The following is a 19,942-nucleotide window of genomic DNA, read 5'->3' on the forward strand; positions in this document are numbered from 1 at the left end:
TAGTCTAGCCGGGGTCAGCTCGGTGTCGGTATCCGGAAATGACTGGGCTCGGCGTCGGACGGCACGGCGCCTGCCGTGGTGAACGGTTCGACCAGCGACCGCAGCTCGATCAGGTGCCGGGCGTGCGCGTCGAGCGCCCGATCCTCCTCGGAGACCGGCTCCCACTGCCGCACGGCTCGCGCCTTTCCGTCGTCGTCGATCGCGACGACCACGGCGAGGCCGTGCGCCGCCAGCGCGGGTTCGTCGGAATGGGTGTCGGTGGAGGTGACGTGCACGCTGACGTGCATGCTGCGCGGGCCGGTGTGGATCAGTCGCGCGGTGACCTCGACGACATGGCCGATCACGATCGGCCGATAGAAACGGATCCCGCCGAAGTAGGAGGTGAGGACGCGCTGCCCGGCCCAGTCCGCGCCGCACACGTACGCGGCCTCGTCGATCCACCGCATGGTGCGGCCACCGTGAACCTTGCCGCCCCAGTTGATGTCCGAAGGCGCGGCGAGGAAACGCAGCGTGGCGCTCGGCGCGGTGCCCGCGGAGGTGTAGCGCTGCGCGGCCATCGCCTCCTCGATGTGCTTGCGCACCGAGACGCGGGCCCGGGCCTGCCGGTGCCGCTGCGATTCGAGCAGCGTTGTCGGATTCCATTGCGGGACTTCGACGGTGCGCCGATCGTCGTCCACCGCGACGAAGATCGTCAGGCATTGCGCCGACTGCACCGGCTTCACCCGGGTGGGATCGGTCGAATAGACCGTGACGAGGATGTGCATGCTGGTGCGGCCGGTGTGGACCAGATTGGCATGCAGTTCGACCAGCTCACCGACCGCGATGGGCCGGTCGAGATGGATGTTCCCGACGTAGGCGGTGACGCAGTATCGACCGCTCCACTGGGCCGCCGCCGCGTAGGCGACCTTGTCGATCCACTCGAGGAGCTTGCCGCCGTCGACCGACCCCACGATGCCCGCGTCGGCGGGTTGAACGAGAAAGCGGTGGATCGCCTCGGGACGCCGACCGGCCGGGGCCGGATGCGAGACGGTCGCGCGAGGGTCGGTATCGGTCGGGTTGGGCAAGGCTCACCATCCGTTCGGTCAGAGAATCTTCGGCTACCTGACCTCGTTGTCCGGGAGAACCTTAGGCCCCGGCATCGGTACGAGCGAGTAACGAATCGCCAGCCATGCGAAACGACCGCATCAGCCGACCCGCGAATAGTCTTCGGCGATCGATGAGCAACGCGCACGGCGAAGACGCGGGTGGCCCGCTCCGGAATCCGGAGCGGGCCACCCGTGAATCAGGAGATGTGTCAGGCGGTTTCGGTGATCGGACGATCGACCCAGCTCATCAGGCCGCGCAGCTTGGCGCCGGTGACCTCGATCGGGTGCTCGGCGTTCTGCTTGCGCAGCGCCTCGAGCTCCTTGTTGCCGCCCTCGACGTTGGCGACCAGACGCTTGACGAAGCTGCCGTCCTGGATGTCCTTGAGGATGTCCTGCATGCGCTTCTTGGTGTCGGCGTCGATGACCCGCGGGCCCGACAGGTAACCACCGAACTCGGCGGTGTCGGACACCGAGTAGTTCATCCGCGCGATGCCGCCCTCGTACATCAGGTCGACGATCAGCTTCAGCTCGTGCAGCACCTCGAAGTAGGCCATCTCCGGCGCGTAACCGGCCTCGACCATGACCTCGAAACCGGTCTTGACCAGTTCCTCGGTGCCACCGCACAGCACGGCCTGCTCACCGAACAGGTCGGTCTCGGTCTCTTCCTTGAAGGTGGTCTTGATGACGCCCGCGCGGGTGCCGCCGATGCCCTTGGCGTAGGACAGCGCCAGCGCCTGGCCCTCGCCCTTCGGGTCCTGGTCGATCGCGATCAGAGCCGGAACGCCCTTGCCGTCGACGAACTGACGACGCACCAGGTGACCGGGGCCCTTCGGCGCCACCATGCCGATGGTGACGTTGGCGGGCGGCTTGATCAGGCCGAAGTGGATGTTGAGGCCGTGGCCGAAGAACAGCGCGTCGCCGTCCTTCAGGTTCGGCTCGATGTCGCCTGCGAAGATCGACGCCTGCGCGGTGTCCGGCGCCAGCACCATGATGAGGTCCGCCCACTCCGAGACCTCCGCGGGCGTGCCGACGGTCAGGCCGGCCTCCTCGGCCTTCGGACGCGACTTCGAACCCTCGGCCAGACCGACGCGGACCTCGACGCCCGAGTCGCGCAGGCTCAGCGAGTGCGCGTGACCCTGGCTGCCGTAGCCGATGACAGCGACCTTGCGGCCCTGGATGATCGACAGGTCGGCATCGTCGTCGTAGAACATCTCGACTGCCACTGTGGTTCCTTCCGGGATCATCCCCGCGCGAGGCGGGGCACACCGTGCTTGCGCCGGTGTTGATTTTCGTTGTTCTGGATCGGATCAACCCCCGCAGCAGCGGGAGGGGATCATTCCCGCGTAGGCGGGGAGGGCGGCACGCCAACCGTCGATCGCAGAAAGACTAGCGCGTGGCCGCCGTCGGCCGGTCGGCCCCATCGGTGTGCCGCTCGCTACCTCATCGAGTGGCGGTGATGGACTTCGGTCCACGTCCCACCGCGACGACACCGGACTGCACGATCTCCCGGATGCCATACGGTTCGAGCATCCGCAGCAGCGCGTCGAGCTTGGACCGGGTTCCGGTCGCCTCGACGGTGAGCGCGTCCGGCGACACGTCGATGACCTTCGCGCGGAACAGCCCGACCGCCTCGATCACCTGGGTCCGCACACTGGCGTCGGCGCGCACCTTCACCAGGATCAGTTCGCGGGCCACCGAGCTGTCGGAGTCCTGCTCCACGATCTTGATGACGTTCACCAGCTTGTTGAGCTGCTTGGTGACCTGCTCGAGCGGCAGGTCCTCGACGGTGACGACGATGGTCATGCGCGAGATCTCGGGCAGTTCGGTGCCGCCGACCGCCAGGGATTCGATATTGAAGCCACGGCGGGAGAACAGCGCCGCGACCCTGGCCAGCACGCCCGGTTTGTCCTCGACGAGAACGCTGAGGGTATGCGTGGTACTCATCCGTTGTTCACCTTGTTCTGTTCCTGCGACATCGCCGCGTGGATGACCGCCGGCTCGGCGGCCTGCTCGTCCTCGTCGAACAGCGGGCGGATGCCGCGCGCGGCCATGATCTCGTCGTTGCTGGTGCCCGCCGCGACCATCGGCCACACCTGGGCGTCCTTGCCGACGATGAAGTCGATCACCACGGGGCGGTCGGTGATGGACTGCGCCTCGCGGATGGCGGCCTCCACGTCCTCCTCGCGCTCCACCCGGATGCCGTGGCAGCCGAGGGCTTCGGCGAGCTTCACGAAGTCGGGGATGCGCAGCGAGTGCGTGCCCAGGTCGGTGTTGGAGTAGCGCTCCTGGTAGAAGAGCGTCTGCCACTGGCGCACCATGCCGAGGTTGCCGTTGTTGATCAGCGCGACCTTGATCGGGACGCCCTCGACGGCGCAGGTGGCCAGCTCCTGGTTGGTCATCTGGAAGCAGCCGTCACCGTCGACCGCCCACACCTCTTTGTCCGGCGCGCCCATCTTGGCGCCCATGGCCGCCGGGACGGCGTAGCCCATGGTGCCGAGGCCACCGGAGTTCAGCCAGGTGCGCGGCTTCTCGTACTTGATGAACTGGGCGGCCCACATCTGATGCTGGCCCACGCCCGCGCAGTAGATCGCGTCGGGTCCGGCCAGACGGCCGAGCGCCTCGATGACGAACTCCGGCGACAGCGACCCATCGGCGGGCGGGGTCCAGCCCAGCGGGTAGGAGTCGCGCACGCCGTCGAGGTAGGTCCACCAGTCGGCCAGCGCCAGCGGCAGCGCGTCACCCGCGGCGGGATCCGCCTTCAGCGTCTCGATGAGCTCGACGATCACCTCGCGGCAGTCGCCCACGATCGGGACGTCGGCGTGCCGGTTCTTGCCGATCTCGGCCGGGTCGATGTCGGCGTGGATGACCTTGGCGCCCGGCGCGAAGGAGTCCAGCTGGCCGGTGACGCGGTCGTCGAACCGCGCGCCGAGAGTGATCAGCAGGTCCGAGCGCTGCAACGCGGCGACGGCGCCCACGGTGCCGTGCATGCCGGGCATGCCCATGTTCAGTGTGTGGCTGTCGGGGAACGCGCCGCGCGCCATCAGCGTGGTGACCACGGGGATGCCGGTCAGCTCGGCCAGTTGCAGCAGCTCGGCCGAGGCGTCGGCCTTGATCACACCGCCGCCGACGTAGAGCACGGGGGCCTTGGCCTCCATGATCATCCGCGCGGCCTCGCGCACCTGCTTGCCGTGCGGCTTGGTGACCGGACGGTAGCCGGGCAGCCGCATCTCCGGGGGCCAGCTGAAGGTGGTCTGCGCCTGCAACACGTCCTTGGGGATGTCGACGAGCACGGCGCCCGGGCGGCCGGACGCGGCGAGGTAGAACGCCTCGGCGATGATGCGCGGGATGTCGATGCCGTCGGTGATCAGGAAGTTGTGCTTGGTGATCGGCATGGTGATGCCGGAGATGTCGGCTTCCTGGAACGCGTCGGTGCCGATCAGGCTCCGGCCGACCTGGCCGGTGATGGCCACGATCGGGACCGAGTCCATCTGCGCGTCGGCGATCGGGGTCACCAGGTTGGTGGCGCCGGGGCCGGATGTGGCCATACACACACCGACCTTGCCGGTCGCCTGCGCGTAACCGGTGGCCGCGTGACCGGCGCCCTGCTCGTGCCGGACCAGGACGTGGCGCACCTTGGTGGAATCGAACAGCGGGTCGTACACCGGGAGAATCGCGCCACCCGGAATGCCGAATACGGTGTCGACGCCCAGCTCCTCGAGCGACCGGACGACCGACTGCGCGCCGGTGACCCGCTCGGGCGGGACCGGACGGCGGTTGGCCGCGGAGATCGCGTTGGCAGCGGGCGTGGCCTGCTGATTCGCCGAAGGCACTGGCCTACGGGCGGAAGGCCCGGGCCGTGCGGTAGGTGCGCTCACCGTCTTCGTTCCTTACTGGTTGTCGTTCTGACCCCGGATTTTTGTGCCAGCGGTGTCTTGCGCTTCGCCATGCTGGAGGTTAGTCCGAACACAAAAAAGCCCCCGACAGCACAGGGCTGTTCGAGGGTGGCGCGTCGCAACGCGAGCTGACGTATTCGACTCAGTGTGTCAGGCTCAACGCTGGACGCGCCGGCCGATTACGAGCAACTCGTTTCGATTCACGCGCACGACGTTAAGCGGGTGTGAACCGAAGAGTCAAACAGATGACCCCGTGCGTCCCATTATGTGGGACAGTGCGGTTGCTTGTGTCCGTTCACCAGGATGCGAGGATGGTGGTGTGTCATCACCGCATCAGTCCGTGCCACCTTCTGAATCGTCCCACACGCCCGCGGCGGCAACGGATACGGGTAGCGCCTCCGACGCCCGTGTGATCCGCATCCCACGGCTGGCCTTCCTGGGCGTGTTCATCCTGCTGATGTGCGTGTTCTTCCCGTTCGTCGGCTGGCCCGCCGGACTGTGGTGGCTGCTGCTCGTCCCCGTCGCCGTGCTGGCGTGGGTGCTGCGCACGCAGACCAGCGTCTCGGACGCGGGGCTGGACCTGCGGACGCTGTTCGGTTCCCGCCACCTCGACTGGGCGCGGGTGAAGGGTGTGCGCATCCCCAAGCGCGGATACGTGCGCGCCGATCTGACCGATGGCACCGAGGTGAAGTTGCCCGCGGTGAGCTACGACCGGCTGCGCGATCTGGCGGCGTTCTCCGGCGGACGGATTCCGGACCCGTTCGCGGAGCCCGCGACCGAAGGCCCCGCCGAAACGAGCGGGCACGACGCGGACCCGAGCGGCGAGGACAGCGCGCCGACCGACGGGGTCGCGAAGTCCGGCGAGGACGCCACCGTCGAAGACACGCGTTAGAAGTCGGTCGTGTCCCCGACCGGCTCGAGCGATGCGCGGAACATCCACCGCGGTTAGGTTGTTGCGGCCGAGTGATGGGATGATTTCTCCGGAGCAGTGATCCTCCTTCTCGTCCCCACCCCTCGACGGTCCGGCACCTCCGGCGACCCGTCGTCGCCTGCGACACCACGCACAGCGACAAACCCCGATCCGGCTGACAGCCATGGCCGCCGCGCCCGGCGCAACCACCAACCGGTGGGCACGCCCACCGGGAGTAACGTGGTGGACCGCCGAGCAGGCTCTGCCGTCGCACGTCAGCCCCCGCGACCCGAGGACCATCCACATGCCACCGCTTCGTTCACGAACCACGACCATCGGCCGCAATGCCGCAGGCGCACGCGCACTCTGGCGCGCCACCGGCATGACCGACACCGACTTCGGCAAGCCGATCGTCGCCATCGCGAACTCCTACACCCAGTTCGTGCCCGGTCACGTGCACCTGAAGAACGTCGGCGACATCGTGGCCGACGCGGTGCGCGCCGCAGGCGGCGTGCCGCGCGAATTCCACACCATCGCCGTCGACGACGGCATCGCCATGGGCCACGGCGGCATGCTCTACTCGCTGCCCTCGCGCGAGATCATCGCCGACTCCGTCGAGTACATGGTGAACGCGCACACCGCCGACGCGCTGGTCTGCATCTCCAACTGCGACAAGATCACCCCGGGCATGCTCAATGCGGCCATGCGGCTGAACATTCCGGCGGTGTTCGTCTCCGGCGGGCCGATGGAGGCGGGCAAGGCGGTGGTCGTCGACGGCGTCGCGCAGGCGCCCACCGACCTGATCACGGCGATCTCCGCGAGCGCTAATCAGGCGGTGTCGGAGGAGGGGCTGTCGGAGGTGGAGCGGTCGGCGTGCCCGACCTGCGGCTCGTGCTCGGGCATGTTCACCGCGAACTCGATGAACTGCCTCACCGAGGCGCTCGGTCTCGCGCTGCCCGGCAACGGCTCCACCCTCGCCACGCATGCCGCGCGCCGCGCGCTGTTCGAGCGGGCCGGCACCGTTGTGGTCGACATCGCCAACCGCTGGTACCGCGAGGACGACGCGTCCGTGCTGCCGCGCAACGTCGCCAACGCCAAGGCTTTCCGCAACGCGATGGCGCTGGACGTCGCGATGGGCGGCTCGACCAACACCGTGCTGCACACCCTGGCCGCCGCGCAGGAAGGTGAGATCGACTTCGATCTGCACACCATCGAGGAGACCAGCCGCCGGGTGCCCACCCTGTCGAAGGTGTCGCCGAACTCCGACTACCACATGGAGGACGTGCACCGCGCGGGCGGCATCCCCGCCATCCTCGGCGAATTGCGCCGCGCGGGCCTGCTGGAGACCGACGTCACCACCGTGCACACCGCGAGCTTCGACGAGTGGCTCGACACCTGGGACATCCGTTCCGGCAAGGCTTCCCAGGAAGCCGTCGAACTGTTCCACGCCGCGCCGGGCGGGGTGCGCACCACCGAGCCGTTCTCCACCGACAACCGCTGGTCGTCGCTGGACACCGATGCCGAGGGTGGCTGCATCCGCGACCTCGAGCACGCTTACACCACCGAAGGCGGCCTCGTCGTGCTGCGCGGCAACATCGCGCCCGACGGCGCGGTGCTCAAGACCGCGGGCATCGATGAGGAACTGTTCACCTTCCAGGGGCCCGCGGTGGTGGTGGACTCGCAGGAGGAGGCCGTGTCGGTCATCCTCGGCAAGAAGATCAAGCCCGGCGACGTGATCGTGGTCCGCTACGAAGGCCCCGCGGGCGGCCCGGGCATGCAGGAGATGCTGCACCCGACCGCGTTCCTGAAGGGTTCCGGGCTCGGCAAGCAGTGCGCGCTGATCACCGACGGCCGGTTCTCCGGCGGCACCTCGGGCCTGTCGATCGGGCACATCTCGCCCGAGGCGGCCAGCGGCGGTGTCATCGGCCTGGTGGAGAACGGCGACCAGATCCGCATCGACGTGGCCACCCGCACGCTCGAGGTCCTCGTCGACGACGCCGTCCTCGCCGAGCGCCGCGCGAAGATGGAAGCCTCCGAACGGCCCTGGCAGCCGGTCAACCGCGATCGTCCGGTGACGACCGCGCTGCGCGCCTACGCCGCCATGGCCACCTCCGCGGACAAGGGCGCCGTGCGGCACGTGCCGTAACTCCCGCGTCTCGCGGCCTACCGAACGCGAAGGCCCCCTCGTCCCATTGCGGGGCGAAGGGGCCTTTGTTCGTGCGGACTCAGTCGAAGGGGCCGATGCCGGTGAGCGGGTTGCCACCGTGCAGGTACCAGTAGGCGCCGACCGCGGCCGCCACGGCGAGGAGGAGGACGACGAAGGACCCTGCGGCGGGGCGAACGGCCCAACCCCGGTTGCGGTCGAAGGACAAGCGGCCCGGACCGGTCAGGATGATCGCGGCGGCGGCGCCGGCGAGGATGCTTTCCAACTCCACAGCACCCGGCCCGGCTTTGTACTGGAACCCCGGAGCCATCCCCTGCTTCCAGGCCCACGCGTCGAGAATCACCGCGAGCACCGCGCCCGCGGCCAGCGGGGTGGCCAGCCCGAGGATCAGCAGCGCGCCGCCGCCCACCTCGCCCGCCGTGACCAGCATGGCGGACACGCTCGGGTGATCCCAGCCGCCGCGCTCCATCATGTCGCGGGTGCCGTCCAGGCCGGGGCCGTGGAACCAACCGGTGAGCTTCTGCAAACCGTGGTAGAGGAAGGTGCCGCCGACCACCCAGCGCAACAGCAACAAACCGAGATCGAGTGTGCCGCGCCTGGTCTCGCCGGTGCGCCTGCGCAGGCGGCCGGTGTCGTTCGGCGGAGTGGGGGCGGGCGGGATACTGGCGTACTCGTAGGTGGACCCCTTGCCCCCGGCGCCTTTGCTCTCGGCGGTGCTCGGCACCTCCGGGTCGAGCCCGAGTTCGTCATCGGTGCGCGGGACGTCCTTGGACATCCGCGGACGCTGGGCCTCATCCACCCGCGCGAATTGCTCGGTCGGCGAGTCGTACGGGCTGGTCACCCCTCGACCGGTGGACGACACCGCCGACTGCTCGGCCGTAGCGGCAGTGGCCTCCCCGGCCTTGGATTCCGGCGTGTCTTTCGGCTTGTCGGTCACGGCCAATACCCTATGCCGCACGGTGCCACGGCGGGCAAGTACCGCGCGGCGTGTCAGCGTGCGCGCAACACGCACCCGGAGGGGGCGCGGGCAACGGTATTTCCGTAACGTCTGAGCTATGAGTTTGGTTGTCGTGGGCCGCGTCGCGGCGAGCTTGGCGCTCGGCTCCGTCCTGCTGGTCGGGTGCGCCCGGTTCGACGATTCGGCGTCCAGTCCGTTCACCCCGGAACCGACCCTGCACGGAGCCAACATCGACCCGAAGAAACCGAGCCAGTCGCCCACCTCGACCACCCGGCCGAGCGGCCCGTGCATCGATCCGGACCCGGCGGTGGTCGCCACCTGCCTGGACACCACCGGCGGCCTGGTCGCGCTCGCCGACGGCGCGCTGGTGGCCGAGCGCAGGACCGGGCGGATCATGAAGGTGGCTCCGGAGCAGCCGCCGGTCGAGATCGCCAAGCTGGACGTGGACGGCTCCGGCGACGGCGGCCTCAGCGACATCGCGCTGTCGCCCACGTACCACGAAGACGGCCTGATGTACGCCTACATCACCACCGGCAGCGACAACCGGGTGGTCCGCATCGCCGAAGGCGGCTCCCCCAAGGACGTTCTCACCGGCATCCCGAAGGGCGCCACCGGGAATCACGGCGCGATCGACTTCGCCGCGCCCGATCAGATGCTGGTGCTGACCGGCGACGCGGGCAACCCCGGCGCGGCGGCCTCGGCGGGCTCGCTCGCGGGCAAACTGCTACGCGTGAAGTCTCCGGTGCCCGGCCGTACGCCCGCGCCGGAAATCGCCGTCTCGGGCATCGGCACCGCGGGGGACGTGTGCCGGGACAGCAAAGACAGCATCTGGATCACCGACCGCACCCCCGCCGAGGACCGGCTCCAACGGCTCGGCGACGACGGCGTGGTCACGACCACGTGGACCTGGCCGGACCGGCCCGGCGTCGCGGGCTGCGCCGCGGCGACCGACGGTGTCGCGATCTCGCTGACCCGCGCAAAGGCCCTCGCCATCGCCGCCGCTGACCCCAACACCCACGCGGTCACCGCGGCGCCGACCCTGATGGCGCAGGACAAGTACGGGCAGCTCGGCGGCGCGGCGGTCGGCGCCGACGGCACCATCTGGGTGACCACGGTGAACAAGACCGACGGCCAGCCCGGCCCGTTCGACGACCGCGTCGTCCGCATCCCGCCACCGCAGGCCGGAGGCGGCGGACCGGACTGAGCTGTGTTTGTTCTGCCGCGACTTCGTCGCGGACGCGACGGCCACTCGGACGGCCATCGGACGCAGCCCGATTCCTCGGCGCTTCTCAGGAGTTGTCACGATCTACCGGGATGCCGAGGACAGTGAGGAAGGCGGTGGCCGCTGGTGGGCGGCTGCGGCTCCAGATGATGTATTCGACGCGCGCCGGGGCGTCGGAGACCTCGATGGTGACCACGCCCTCGAGTTGCGGCGCGTAGGCCGACGGCAGCATGGCTACGGCGAGGCCGGGGCGGACGAGACGAGCGATGTAGTCGGCGCTGGTCACTTCGAAGGCGACGTCGCGGTCCAGGCCGGCGGCCGCGAAGGCCTGGTCGGATTGGAGGCGTCCAGCGGTTCCGGCCGGAAGGTCCACGAAAACCTCGGAGGAGAGTCTGCGCAGATCGACCGTGGGCGCACCGGCGAGGGGATGGTCGGGTGCGACCACGGCGACGAGCCGGTCACGGGCGAGTTCGTGGGCGGCGACACCCCGTGGCCGGGCAGTGGTGGGCAATCCGAGAAAAGCCACGTCGAGGGCTCCCTGTGTGACTCGCTCGACGAGTTCCTCGCTCGCGCCCACTCGCAGGCTGATGCGCACGTGCGGGTATCGCTGCCGGAAATCACGCAGCGCCTCCGGGATGTCGACCGCGGCGACGGTGGGGATCAGGCCGACGGCGAGCCTTCCCCGTACCTCGCCGACCGCCGCGGCGACCTCGGCGGCCGCGCGCTCGGCGGCATCCAGGCATTGGCGGGCGGCCGGGAGAAACGCCGCACCGGCCGCAGTCAATCGCACCCGGCGGCTGGTGCGCTCGAAGAGCCTCGCGCCCAATTCCCGTTCCAAACGCGCGATCTGGTGACTCAGCGCGGACTGGACGACCAGGCATCGCTCGGCGGCCCGGGTGAAGCTGTTCGTCTCGGCGACGGCGAGCACGTACCGCATCTGCTGAAGCTCCATGGATCAATCGTGTATCGAGATCGATGAAGTGACAAACATGTGTTGGACTCATTGATCACTCCGGGCGAGACTGCGAATGTGGAAAGTTCAGCAGCACAGAGGGTTTCCGGCAGAGACGGAAGTCTCCCTCGCACCGTCCTGACGGCGCTCGCTCCCGTGTCCTGGGGCACGACATATGTCGTCACCACCGAGCTTCTTCCCCCGGGGCACCCCCTTTTCGCAGGGCTCCTGCGCGCGTTGCCCGCCGGTGTGCTCGCGCTGGCGTTCACGCGGACCCTGCCGCGGGGAGCCTGGTGGGGCAAAGCCGCGGTGCTGGGCGTGCTCAACATCGGGCTGCTGTTCCCGCTGTTGTTCCTCGCCGCCGAACGCCTGCCGGGCGGGGTGGCCGCGACGTTGGCGGCGGCCCAGCCGCTCGTCGTGGCCGTCTTGGCCGTGGTGGTCCTGCACGAGAGCCCGTCTGCGTGGCGCCTGGCCTGGGGCGCGGTAGGCGTCGTCGGCGTCGGCATGGTGGTGATCGGGCCGCATGCGACCCTCGACCTCGCGGGGATCGTGGCGGGCCTCGCCGCCGCGGCGTCGATGGCGCTTGGCCTGACGCTGACGAAGAAGTGGGGACGGCCCGCCGAGGCGAGCCCCACCGCTTTCGCAGGCTGGCAACTCACGGCGGGAGGCCTGTTCCTGCTGCCGCTCACGTTCCTCGTCGAGGGTTCGCCTCCCGCGATCGACCCGCCCGCTGCCCTCGGCTACCTCTGGCTGGGTCTGGTCGGCGGTCTTCTCGCCTATGTCCTCTGGTTCCGCGGGATCGGGACACTGCCGGTCACCTCGGTCGCGGTTCTCGTCCTGCTCTCACCGCTGGTCGCCGCGGTTCTCGGCGCGATACTGCTCGGCCAGACGCTCGGGCCGATCCAGGTCGCCGGGTTCGGGCTCGCGCTGGCCGCGATCGTCGCGGGACAGCTTCCCGCGCCCAGCCGCTCAACCCACATCGTCTCGACACCCGAAGGGGTACTGAAATGAAGATCACCGTCATCGGAGCAAGCGGCATGGTCGGCTCCCGCGTCGTTCCCGGGGTGACCGCGATCGAGGGCGACGCGAACGACTCCGCCCGGATGGGTGACCTGTTCCACGGCACCGACGCGATCGTGGCCGCGACCCGTCCGGGCCCCGGCCAGGAACACACCGTCGCGGCGACGACGACCGCCCTGCTGGACGCGGCCACGGCTACCCGGACGCGCATCCTCCTGGTCGGCGGCGCTGCCCCGCTCCGGAATCCGGAGCGTCCCGATCGGCTGGTCCTCGACAGTCCGGAGTACGTACCGCCCGCGATCCGCCCGATCGCCGCCGCCAGCGTCACGCAATGGGAAACCTGCCGAGCGCATCCGGCCGACTGGGTCTATCTCAGCCCGCCCGCCCTCCTCGAACCCGGACAGCGCACCGGCAAGTATCGACGCGGGACCACCACCCTGATCACCGGCGCCGACGGCGCGTCGCGGATCTCGGCGGAAGACTTCGCCGTGGCCGTCCTGGACGAACTCGAGAACCCAGGTGAGAGCAGGCATTTCACTGTCGGCTACTGAGCGCGGACTCCGGGACTGCCGGACGTCATCCGCGATCGGCGGCCCCGGGACGGAGGGACGATGGGATGAGGCGAGTCCTCGTGATCTCGGCCGCACTGGCCTGCCTCGGCGCTACTGCGCTGGTATCCACCGATCGAACAGCGGTACACCGCCCGGTCCGCACCGCGATCGACCTGCCCGCCGGGTTCCAGCCGGAGGGCATCGCGATCGGATCGCGACCGGTGGCCTACTTCGGTTCGCGGACAGACGGCTCCATCTACCGCGCCGACCTGGTGACCGGTCGAGGTGACATCCTGAGCCCCGGGCCGGGCACCCCGGCACTGGGTATGCGGATCGACCACCGCGACCGGCTGTTCGTCGCCGGAGGCACCGGAGGCGACGCCCGCGTCATCGACACCCGCACCGGCGCGGTGCAGGCGAACTACCGGCTCGCGACGCCGCCGGACACGTTCGTCAACGACGTTGTACTCACGCCCGCGGGCGCGTGGTTCACCGACTCGCGGACGCCCGTGCTGTACCACCTGCCCATCGGCGACGACGCTGCCCTGCCGCCACCCACGGCGGTGGTGCGTCGCCCGCTGACCGGCGACATCCGCTACGAGCCCGGAGCGATCAACGCCAACGGGATCGTGCGCACGCCGGACGGTACCGGGCTGATCATCATGCAGTCGGTGACCGGCCGGTTGTTCCGTGTCGACCCGGCGACCGGTACGACGCGGCGGATCGATCTCGGCGCCGAGTCGCTGCCCGACGGCGACGGACTGCTGTTGTGCGGCACCACATTGTTCGTCGTCCAGAACCGGTCCAACGCGATCGCCGTGGTCGCGCTCGATCCCGCGGGCACGACGGGCACGGTCGAACAGCGCCTCACCGACCCGCGATTCGACGTGCCGACGACCGTCGCCGCGTTCGGCGAACACCTGTACCTGCCGAACGCCCGCTATACCACGCCGCCGACCTCGAGCACGCTCTACAGCTCCGTCGCGGTCGATCGACCCCGATAGAGAGTCAGCTGCAAGCAGCGAGCACGAGCTCCCGGACGCGGGCCGCGTCGGCCTGCCCCCGGGTCGCCTTCATGACGTCGCCGACGATCTTGCCCGCCGCCTGCACCTTGCCGGAGCGGATCTTGTCGGCGATGTCGGGGTTGGCGGCCAAGGCCTTCTCCACCTCCGACTGCAAGGCGCTGTCGTCGCTGACCATGCCGAGGCCCTTGGCGTCGACGATCTGCACCGGGTCGCCCTCGCCGGCCAGCACGTGGTCGACGACCTGCTTGGCCACCTTGTTGTTGATCGTCTTCGCGTCGACCAGCTTGATCACCTCGGCGACCTGGGCCGGGGTGATCGGCAGCTCGTCCAGCGCGACCTCGCGCTCCTTGGCCTTCTCGGTGAGGTAGGCGACCCACCAGGAGCGCGCCTCGTTGGCCGGGGCGCCCGCGTCGACGGTGGCGATGATCAGGTCCAGCGCACCCGCGTTGACCAGGTCGCGCATCACCTCGTCGGACAGGCCCCAGTCGGACTGGATGCGCGCGCGGCGCAGCCAGGGGTACTCGGGGATGGTGTCGCGCAACCGCTCCACCCACTCCGCGTCGGGCGCGACCGGCTCGAGGTCGGGCTCGGGGAAGTAGCGGTAGTCCTCGGCGGTCTCCTTGCGGCGGCCGGGCGAGGTGGTGCCGTCGGTTTCGTGGAAGTGGCGGGTCTCCTGCACGATCGTGCCGCCGCTCGCCAGCACCGCCGCCTGCCTGCGCATCTCGTAGCGCACCGCGACCTCGACGCTGCGCAGCGAGTTGACGTTCTTGGTCTCGGTGCGGGTGCCGAATTCGGTTGCGCCGACCGGCATCAGGGAGACGTTCGCGTCGCAGCGCAGCGAGCCCTGCTCCATCTTCACGTCGGAGACGCCGAGCGACTTCAGCAGATCCCGCAGCGCCGTCACGTAGGCCCGCGCCACCTCCGGCGCCCGCTCCCCCGCGCCGGTGATCGGCTTGGTGACGATCTCGATCAACGGCACGCCCGCCCGGTTGTAGTCCAGCAGGGAGTGGCTGGCACCGTGGATGCGACCGGTCGCGCCGCCGACGTGCACCGACTTGCCGGTGTCCTCCTCCATGTGCGCGCGTTCGATGTCCACGCGGAAGGTGCTGCCGTCGTCGAGCAGCACGTCCAGGTGCCCGTTCGTGGCGATCGGCTCGTCGTACTGGCTGATCTGATAGTTCTTCGGCTGATCGGGGTAGAAGTAGTTCTTGCGCGCGAACCGGCCCCACGGGGTGATCGAACAGTTCAGCGCCAGCCCGATCCGGATCGCGGACTCGACGGCCTTCTGGTTCACCACCGGCAGCGAACCCGGCAGACCGAGGCACACCGGGCACACCTGGGTGTTCGGCTCGGCGCCGAACTCGGTCGGGCAACCGCAGAACATCTTCGTCGCGGTGTTCAGCTCGACGTGGACCTCCATGCCGAGCACCGGCTCGAACCGGGCGAGGACATCCGAGTAATCCATCAGGTCGACCGTGGGTGCGCTCATGGCCATCAGTTTAGGTAAACGCTCCCGCCGCAGCGCAGCGGCTCTCGCGTCGTGCGGCGGCGCGTTACTTCACCGGGACCCGCTGACGCAGCCAGCCGGTGACGTAGTCGAGCACCTCGGGGGCGATGGTCGTCTCGATGGTGCTGTACTCGCTGGGACGGCCGGTCTCGGTGGGCTGCATCAGGTGGTTGAGCCCCGGGAAGACGTGGACGGTCGCATCGGGGTCGGCGGCGAGATGGTCGCGCATCGGCTGCTCGCTCTGCGCCGGGGGCACCTGGAGATCCTTGCCGCCGAAGAACGCGAGCACCGGAACGCGCAGGGCGGCCAGGGCGGGCGCCGGATCGTAGGCGACCAGGGCGGCCAGATACGGCGTGATCTGCGCGGCCGCCTGGTCGTCGGGCACGCGCTGGTCGGCGGGCAGCGACTGGTTCTGCCGGATGGCCAATTGCCGAGCGCCGTCCAGGTCACCCGCTTTCAGCAGGGCGGCCAGTTCGGTGGTGTCGTGTACCCGGGTCTCCACCTGGTCCGGAGGAGTGCCGTTCGCGGCGGCGAGCAAGCGGGTCTGCTCGATGAGCACATCCGCACCGGGGACGCCGGGCCCGGCCATCAGGACGGCGAACGCGACGCCGCTGTCGGGGCGCGCGGCGACCAGCGGTGCGAGGTAGCCGCCTTCGCTGTGCCCGAAGAGCCCGACCCGGGCCGGGTCGATATCGGGGCGGGCGCGCAGGAAGCGGACACCCGCGGCGGCGTCCTCGGCCAGCTCTGCGTAATTCGCGTCGTCCAGTTTGCCGCCGGTGCCGCCGACGCCCCGGTCGTCGGTGCGCAGCACGGCGTAGCCCGCGCGGGTGAAGGTGTCGGCCAGCAGCAGGAACGGCTTGTGGCCCATGAGGTCTTCGTTGCGGTCCTGGGGGCCGCTTCCGGAGATCATGAGGATGGCGGGGAACGGGCCCGGACCCTGCGGTTCGGTCAGTGTGCCCGCGATGGTGATGTCGCCGTCGCGGTAGGTGACGTCCTCGGTCTTGTACGGGAACGGCGGCTTCGGTTCCTGTGGGCGAGCGGGCGGCGTCACCTTGCCTCGGCTCAGCGTGAGCCGGAAGCTCTGGCCCGCCTGGGTGAAATCGCCGGTGATCCGGTCGCTTCCGGACTCGTACTCGCCACGGAACACCGGGTCGCCCGGGATATCGGGGATCGCGAACGACACGCCGTTGCGGTCGGTGCTGACGTCCTTCAGCTGCGTGCCGCTCACGCCCTGCAAGGGGATGTCGATGGTGGCCGTTCCGTCGTCGCGGAAGCTCACTCCGACTTGCAGGGGCTGACCGGGGACCTCGATGGCGCCGTGCCAGTCACCGGTGGTCGGCTCGGGCGGATTCGACTCCGAACACCCTGCCACCAATGCCGCGATGACCAACAGAGCCAACGCGATCAGTCGCCCACTGCGCATGCAGGTAAGGGTACCGATGCGTTGCGCCCAGCAACCGAACCAGTGCGCGTACCGGGCGCCTTACGTAAACGCCCTGTCGAAGACAGGCTGGTTGAGCGATCACACAGGAACGACAGTCAGCACCTGCTCGAGCCCGAAGAAGTCCTTAGGGTTACGCGTATACAGCGGCAGGCCGTGTATTGAGGCGATTGCGCCGATCATCAGGTCGAACTTGCGCGGTTTCGGACTTCGGCCACCAACAGTGAGCAAACCAGCCATCAGAGTGAAACGGCGGGCCGCCTCTGGCGTAAAAGGCAGTGCGTCAAAGGCGCTTTCGAACTCTTGGAGACGTTCGGTGCGCAACAACCTGACGGTAGCGTCCGGGGCTACGGCAACCCCCAAACCGAGCTCCGCAAGCGTGACGGTGCTGATCTTCGACACGACCGGAAGCTGATCTTCCGGAATCTCATCAAGATCGATCAGTACGCATGTATCCAGGAGACCCGAGTCGCTTCGCTCACTCGTCATCGAGCCGATCTTCCCCGAAAATTGCGTCCACCTGCTCGCGCTCCTCGGCGCTGGATCCCGCACGAGCAAAGCGGGCGAGCCGTCGTTTCAGCTCGGCGGTGTTGACCTCACGTGCTGCCGTCACCGGCCGAAGCTCGCCCACCGGACGTCCGTTGCGAGTGATGATGAATTCTTCCCCCGCTTCCAGCGCATCCATCACCGCGGCACTCCCGTTGCGCAACTCGGCTTGACTTATCGTTCTGGACACCAATCCATTATAGCCTCACATGCTATACGAGGCTATAACTCGACCGGCCGCAACTACGGGTCTTACCCGAAGAACGCCTCCGCCTCACGATGGCGTTCCGGCGGCACCCGCTTGAGCTGCTTGGTGGCCTCCGACAGCGGAACCAGGTCGATGCTGGTGCCGTGCAGCGCGACCATCTGACCGAACTTGCCCGCGTGCACCGCCTCGGCCGCGTGCAGGCCGAAGCGGGTGGCCAGCACTCGGTCGTAGGGTGTGGGGCTGCCGCCGCGCTGCACGTGGCCGAGCACGGTGGTGCGGACCTCTTTGCCGATGCGCCGCTCGATCTCCACGCCCAGCTGCTGGGCGACGCCGGTGAACCGCTCGTGGCCGAACTCGTCGATACCGCCCTCGCGCAGAGTGAATCCGGAGTCCGGCGCCGGGTGCGAACCCTCGGCGACCACGCAGATGAAGTGTTTGTCGCCGCGCTGGAAGCGCCGCTTGATCATCGCGCACACCTCGTCCACCTCGAACGGGACCTCGGGCACCAGAGTCAGGTGCGCGCCGGCCGCCATGCCCGCGCCGATCGCGATCCAGCCCGCGTGCCGGCCCATCACCTCGATGAGCATGACGCGCTGGTGCGACTCGGCGGTGGTGTGCAGCCGGTCGATCGCCTCGGTGGCGATGTTCAGGGCGGTGTCGTGGCCGAAAGTGACGTCGGTGCAGTCGATGTCGTTGTCGATGGTCTTCGGCACGCCGACCACCGGCACGCCCTCGTCGGACAGCCAGCTCGCGGCCGTCAGCGTGCCCTCGCCGCCGATCGGGATCAGCGCTTCGATGCCGTTGTCGTCCAGGGTCTGTTTGATCCGGCCCAGGCCTGCGCGCAGCACGTCGGGGTTGGTGCGAGCGGTGCCGAGGATGGTGCCGCCCTTGGTGAGGATCCGGTCGGTGCGGTCGTCATTGCGGATCTGGATCTTGCGATCCTCCAATAGACCGCGCCAACCGTCCTCGAAGCCGACGATCGCGTCTCCGTAGCGGCCGTTCGCGGTACGAACGATGGCGCGGATGACCGCGTTCAGTCCTGGGCAGTCTCCGCCTCCGGTCAGAACTCCGATGCGCATGGCCGCTATCTTGCCCTTCATGTCCGATCTCGGCAGCCCCGCCCCCGTGAACGGCGCGTAACACTGACCTGGACGGATGGCCTCATGCGGCCGGGCAGCGCCCTCCGGCCAGCTCGTCGAGATGCTCGGAGACGACCGTGGCCAGTTTGTCCAGGATGTTCATGCCGTCGCTGAACGATCCGGACTCGGGCTGCACCGCGATCGCGATCGCGATCTTGCCCGAGGGGATGTCGATGACCCCGAACTGGCGCACGAGATAGGCGCCCGAGGTGTCCGGCCCCCAGCCGCCCTTGAACTCGGCGCCACCGAACTCGCCGAGACCCCAGCGCTGGCTTGCTATGACCTGTTCCATCAGCGAGGTCACCCGCTCGGCCTGGGGCAGACAGGGCAGCCGCGAGGCGAACCGCACCTGGTCGGTCAGCGACCATTCCGCCTGCCCGAAGGCCGAATGCTCGGCGCGGGCACGGGTCGCGGGGACGACGGTCCTGTTGTCACCGCCCTCGCGCAACACCGCCTGCACGGCCTGCGCCGCCTCCTGCGCGCTACCCAGCGACTGCCAGAGCGCGTCGGCGGCGGCGTTGTCGGACTGCGTGATCGCCGCCGACGCGGCGTAGCTGGAGCTGCTCGAACTGCGCCGGAGCGCGGCGATGGTCAGCGGGACCTTCATCGTCGACCAGGCCGGGCCACTGGTCCATTCGCCGAAGGTGACCACCTGCTCGCCGCCGACCGGCATGATGGCCATGCCGAGCTTCCCGCGCACACCCGCCGCCAGTTCGGCGTAGCTCGCGGCCAGCGTGCCCGGCACGATGAGCGACAAGCCCTTCTGGTCGGTACGCGCCGCGGCCTCGGTGATGCTGGGTTCGGTCGACGCCGGATCTTCCGCGCGGTTGGTTCCGCATCCGGCTACCAGAGATACGACAAGCGCCGCACAACCCAGGACGGTTCGAGTTCTGCGGAATAGATCAATAGACATTCTCGACACATTCTTTTCGCGAGCTCCGCCGGGCCGCGCCACTGGTCCGGCGTCCCGATACCGTACTTGCCCGGCTCGCCGGCCGTCGGCCGCGACGGCGGGGGCGCGGCCACGGGTCGGCTGATCCTTGTGGCCCCGCCAGGTGACGACGGCGTGGTCAACAAGCATGGACACCTCCACCTACCCGCCCGATGTCGCCGAGCGGCCGGGGTCGGCAGCGACGCTGCTCGCCGCGACCTCACCCGAGAACTGCTTCTCGTTATCCCGGAGAACGTACTAGATGAATTGATTACGCCCCAGTTCGCCGAAAACTCCTGACCGCCACCCGCACTGCCGAACCGAGCGCCGCACACCGGTCCAGCTCAATAGCATTGAAGTATTACCGCAGGATTTATCGGGTGCCGAGAC

The 19,942-nt window shown here is 68.9% G+C and carries 18 protein-coding genes; 6 read left to right on the plus strand and 12 right to left on the minus strand.

What is annotated here, in order from left to right:
- Nucleotides 1-14 precede the first annotated feature (14 nt).
- The 4 genes from NG1_RS10870 to NG1_RS10885 all read right to left on the minus strand — a co-directional run bounded on the left by NG1_RS10870 (nt 15) and on the right by NG1_RS10885 (nt 4,960).
- On the minus strand, nt 15-1,064 hold the full coding sequence (locus tag NG1_RS10870) for an acyl-CoA thioesterase (protein WP_063910313.1): 1,050 nt from the start codon (nt 1,062-1,064) through the stop codon (nt 15-17).
- 230 nt (nt 1,065-1,294) lie between these two features.
- On the minus strand, nt 1,295-2,296 hold the full coding sequence (ilvC, locus tag NG1_RS10875; RefSeq protein ID WP_174315411.1) for a ketol-acid reductoisomerase: 1,002 nt from the start codon (nt 2,294-2,296) through the stop codon (nt 1,295-1,297).
- A 229-nt stretch (nt 2,297-2,525) separates the two neighbouring features.
- A complete protein-coding gene (gene ilvN / locus NG1_RS10880; RefSeq protein WP_039799659.1) occupies nt 2,526-3,029 on the minus strand; it encodes an acetolactate synthase small subunit in 504 nt (167 codons plus the stop codon).
- The gene (locus tag NG1_RS10885; protein ID WP_062969907.1) at nt 3,026-4,960 is read right to left on the minus strand and encodes an acetolactate synthase large subunit; all 1,935 of its coding nucleotides are present in this window, start codon (nt 4,958-4,960) and stop codon (nt 3,026-3,028) included. The genes ilvN and NG1_RS10885 overlap by 4 nt, the downstream gene beginning before the upstream one ends.
- Nucleotides 4,961-5,297: 337 nt before the next feature.
- Here NG1_RS10885 and NG1_RS10890 point away from each other — a divergent pair, with 337 nt between their 5' ends.
- A complete protein-coding gene (locus tag NG1_RS10890) occupies nt 5,298-5,870 on the plus strand; it encodes a PH domain-containing protein (RefSeq protein WP_063910314.1) in 573 nt (190 codons plus the stop codon).
- Between the two features lie 322 nt (nt 5,871-6,192).
- On the plus strand, nt 6,193-8,034 hold the full coding sequence (gene ilvD / locus NG1_RS10895; protein WP_062969908.1) for a dihydroxy-acid dehydratase: 1,842 nt from the start codon (nt 6,193-6,195) through the stop codon (nt 8,032-8,034).
- A gap of 79 nt (nt 8,035-8,113) precedes the next feature.
- On the opposite strand, the gene NG1_RS10900 is transcribed toward ilvD, so the two are convergent.
- Nucleotides 8,114-8,989 carry a DoxX family protein gene (locus tag NG1_RS10900; RefSeq protein ID WP_062969909.1) on the minus strand — a complete coding sequence of 292 codons (876 nt, stop codon included), beginning with the start codon at nt 8,987-8,989 and terminating at the stop codon, nt 8,114-8,116.
- Nucleotides 8,990-9,107: 118 nt separating this feature from the next.
- On the opposite strand from NG1_RS10900, the gene NG1_RS10905 reads away from it, so the two are divergent.
- Nucleotides 9,108-10,214 (plus strand): PQQ-dependent sugar dehydrogenase, encoded by a 1,107-nt coding sequence (locus tag NG1_RS10905; RefSeq protein ID WP_062969910.1) that lies wholly within the window; start codon nt 9,108-9,110, stop codon nt 10,212-10,214.
- Between the two features lie 85 nt (nt 10,215-10,299).
- Here NG1_RS10905 and NG1_RS10910 read toward each other — a convergent pair whose 3' ends face one another.
- Nucleotides 10,300-11,184 carry a LysR family transcriptional regulator gene (locus NG1_RS10910; RefSeq protein ID WP_062969911.1) on the minus strand — a complete coding sequence of 295 codons (885 nt, stop codon included), beginning with the start codon at nt 11,182-11,184 and terminating at the stop codon, nt 10,300-10,302.
- A gap of 78 nt (nt 11,185-11,262) precedes the next feature.
- Here NG1_RS10910 and NG1_RS10915 point away from each other — a divergent pair, with 78 nt between their 5' ends.
- The 3 genes from NG1_RS10915 (at nt 11,263) to NG1_RS10925 (ending at nt 13,759) form a co-directional block, all read left to right on the plus strand.
- A complete protein-coding gene (locus NG1_RS10915) occupies nt 11,263-12,195 on the plus strand; it encodes an EamA family transporter (protein WP_084498843.1) in 933 nt (310 codons plus the stop codon).
- Complete coding sequence (locus NG1_RS10920) at nt 12,192-12,755, plus strand: NAD(P)-dependent oxidoreductase (protein WP_062969912.1); 564 nt, start codon at nt 12,192-12,194, stop codon at nt 12,753-12,755. Before NG1_RS10915 ends, NG1_RS10920 begins: the two co-directional genes overlap by 4 nt.
- A 65-nt stretch (nt 12,756-12,820) precedes the next feature.
- Nucleotides 12,821-13,759, plus strand: a complete 939-nt coding sequence (locus NG1_RS10925; RefSeq protein WP_062969913.1) for an SMP-30/gluconolactonase/LRE family protein — start codon at nt 12,821-12,823, stop codon at nt 13,757-13,759.
- A 4-nt stretch (nt 13,760-13,763) separates the two neighbouring features.
- Here NG1_RS10925 and gatB read toward each other — a convergent pair whose 3' ends face one another.
- The 6 genes from gatB to NG1_RS10955 all read right to left on the minus strand — a co-directional run bounded on the left by gatB (nt 13,764) and on the right by NG1_RS10955 (nt 19,534).
- Nucleotides 13,764-15,269, minus strand: coding sequence for an Asp-tRNA(Asn)/Glu-tRNA(Gln) amidotransferase subunit GatB (gene gatB / locus NG1_RS10930; protein ID WP_084498844.1), 1,506 nt, complete (start codon nt 15,267-15,269; stop codon nt 13,764-13,766).
- Between the two features lie 64 nt (nt 15,270-15,333).
- Entirely contained in the window at nt 15,334-16,710 is a 1,377-nt protein-coding gene (locus tag NG1_RS10935) for an alpha/beta hydrolase family protein (protein ID WP_062969915.1), read from the minus strand.
- Nucleotides 16,711-16,809: 99 nt separating this feature from the next.
- Complete coding sequence (locus NG1_RS10940; RefSeq protein ID WP_062969916.1) at nt 16,810-17,217, minus strand: type II toxin-antitoxin system VapC family toxin; 408 nt, start codon at nt 17,215-17,217, stop codon at nt 16,810-16,812.
- Nucleotides 17,207-17,464, minus strand: a complete 258-nt coding sequence (locus NG1_RS10945) for a type II toxin-antitoxin system Phd/YefM family antitoxin (protein WP_084498831.1) — start codon at nt 17,462-17,464, stop codon at nt 17,207-17,209. The genes NG1_RS10940 and NG1_RS10945 overlap by 11 nt, the downstream gene beginning before the upstream one ends.
- A gap of 62 nt (nt 17,465-17,526) precedes the next feature.
- Nucleotides 17,527-18,561: an ATP-dependent 6-phosphofructokinase gene (locus tag NG1_RS10950; protein WP_062969957.1), complete on the minus strand. Its 1,035-nt coding sequence runs from the start codon at nt 18,559-18,561 to the stop codon at nt 17,527-17,529.
- Between the two features lie 82 nt (nt 18,562-18,643).
- Nucleotides 18,644-19,534, minus strand: a complete 891-nt coding sequence (locus NG1_RS10955; protein WP_062969917.1) for a serine hydrolase — start codon at nt 19,532-19,534, stop codon at nt 18,644-18,646.
- Between the last annotated feature and the right edge of the window lie 408 nt (nt 19,535-19,942).

The sequence above is a fragment of the Nocardia gamkensis NBRC 108242 genome (assembly GCF_001612985.1).
GTDB lineage: Bacteria > Actinomycetota > Actinomycetes > Mycobacteriales > Mycobacteriaceae > Nocardia > Nocardia gamkensis.

What these genes read in the sequence shown, in the direction of transcription:
- NG1_RS10910 (WP_062969911.1), bottom strand. Translation starts at nt 11,184, where the DNA reads ATGGAGCTTCAGCAGATGCGGTACGTGCTCGCCGTCGCCGAGACGAAC.
- ilvC (WP_174315411.1), bottom strand. Translation starts at nt 2,296, where the DNA reads ATGTTCTACGACGACGATGCCGACCTGTCGATCATCCAGGGCCGCAAG.
- NG1_RS10925 (WP_062969913.1), top strand. Translation starts at nt 12,821, where the DNA reads ATGAGGCGAGTCCTCGTGATCTCGGCCGCACTGGCCTGCCTCGGCGCT.
- NG1_RS10940 (WP_062969916.1), bottom strand. Translation starts at nt 17,217, where the DNA reads ATGACGAGTGAGCGAAGCGACTCGGGTCTCCTGGATACATGCGTACTG.
- NG1_RS10920 (WP_062969912.1), top strand. Translation starts at nt 12,192, where the DNA reads ATGAAGATCACCGTCATCGGAGCAAGCGGCATGGTCGGCTCCCGCGTC.
- NG1_RS10905 (WP_062969910.1), top strand. Translation starts at nt 9,108, where the DNA reads ATGAGTTTGGTTGTCGTGGGCCGCGTCGCGGCGAGCTTGGCGCTCGGC.
- gatB (WP_084498844.1), bottom strand. Translation starts at nt 15,269, where the DNA reads ATGAGCGCACCCACGGTCGACCTGATGGATTACTCGGATGTCCTCGCC.
- NG1_RS10935 (WP_062969915.1), bottom strand. Translation starts at nt 16,710, where the DNA reads ATGCGCAGTGGGCGACTGATCGCGTTGGCTCTGTTGGTCATCGCGGCA.
- ilvN (WP_039799659.1), bottom strand. Translation starts at nt 3,029, where the DNA reads ATGAGTACCACGCATACCCTCAGCGTTCTCGTCGAGGACAAACCGGGC.
- NG1_RS10955 (WP_062969917.1), bottom strand. Translation starts at nt 19,534, where the DNA reads ATGTCTATTGATCTATTCCGCAGAACTCGAACCGTCCTGGGTTGTGCG.
- NG1_RS10950 (WP_062969957.1), bottom strand. Translation starts at nt 18,561, where the DNA reads ATGCGCATCGGAGTTCTGACCGGAGGCGGAGACTGCCCAGGACTGAAC.
- ilvD (WP_062969908.1), top strand. Translation starts at nt 6,193, where the DNA reads ATGCCACCGCTTCGTTCACGAACCACGACCATCGGCCGCAATGCCGCA.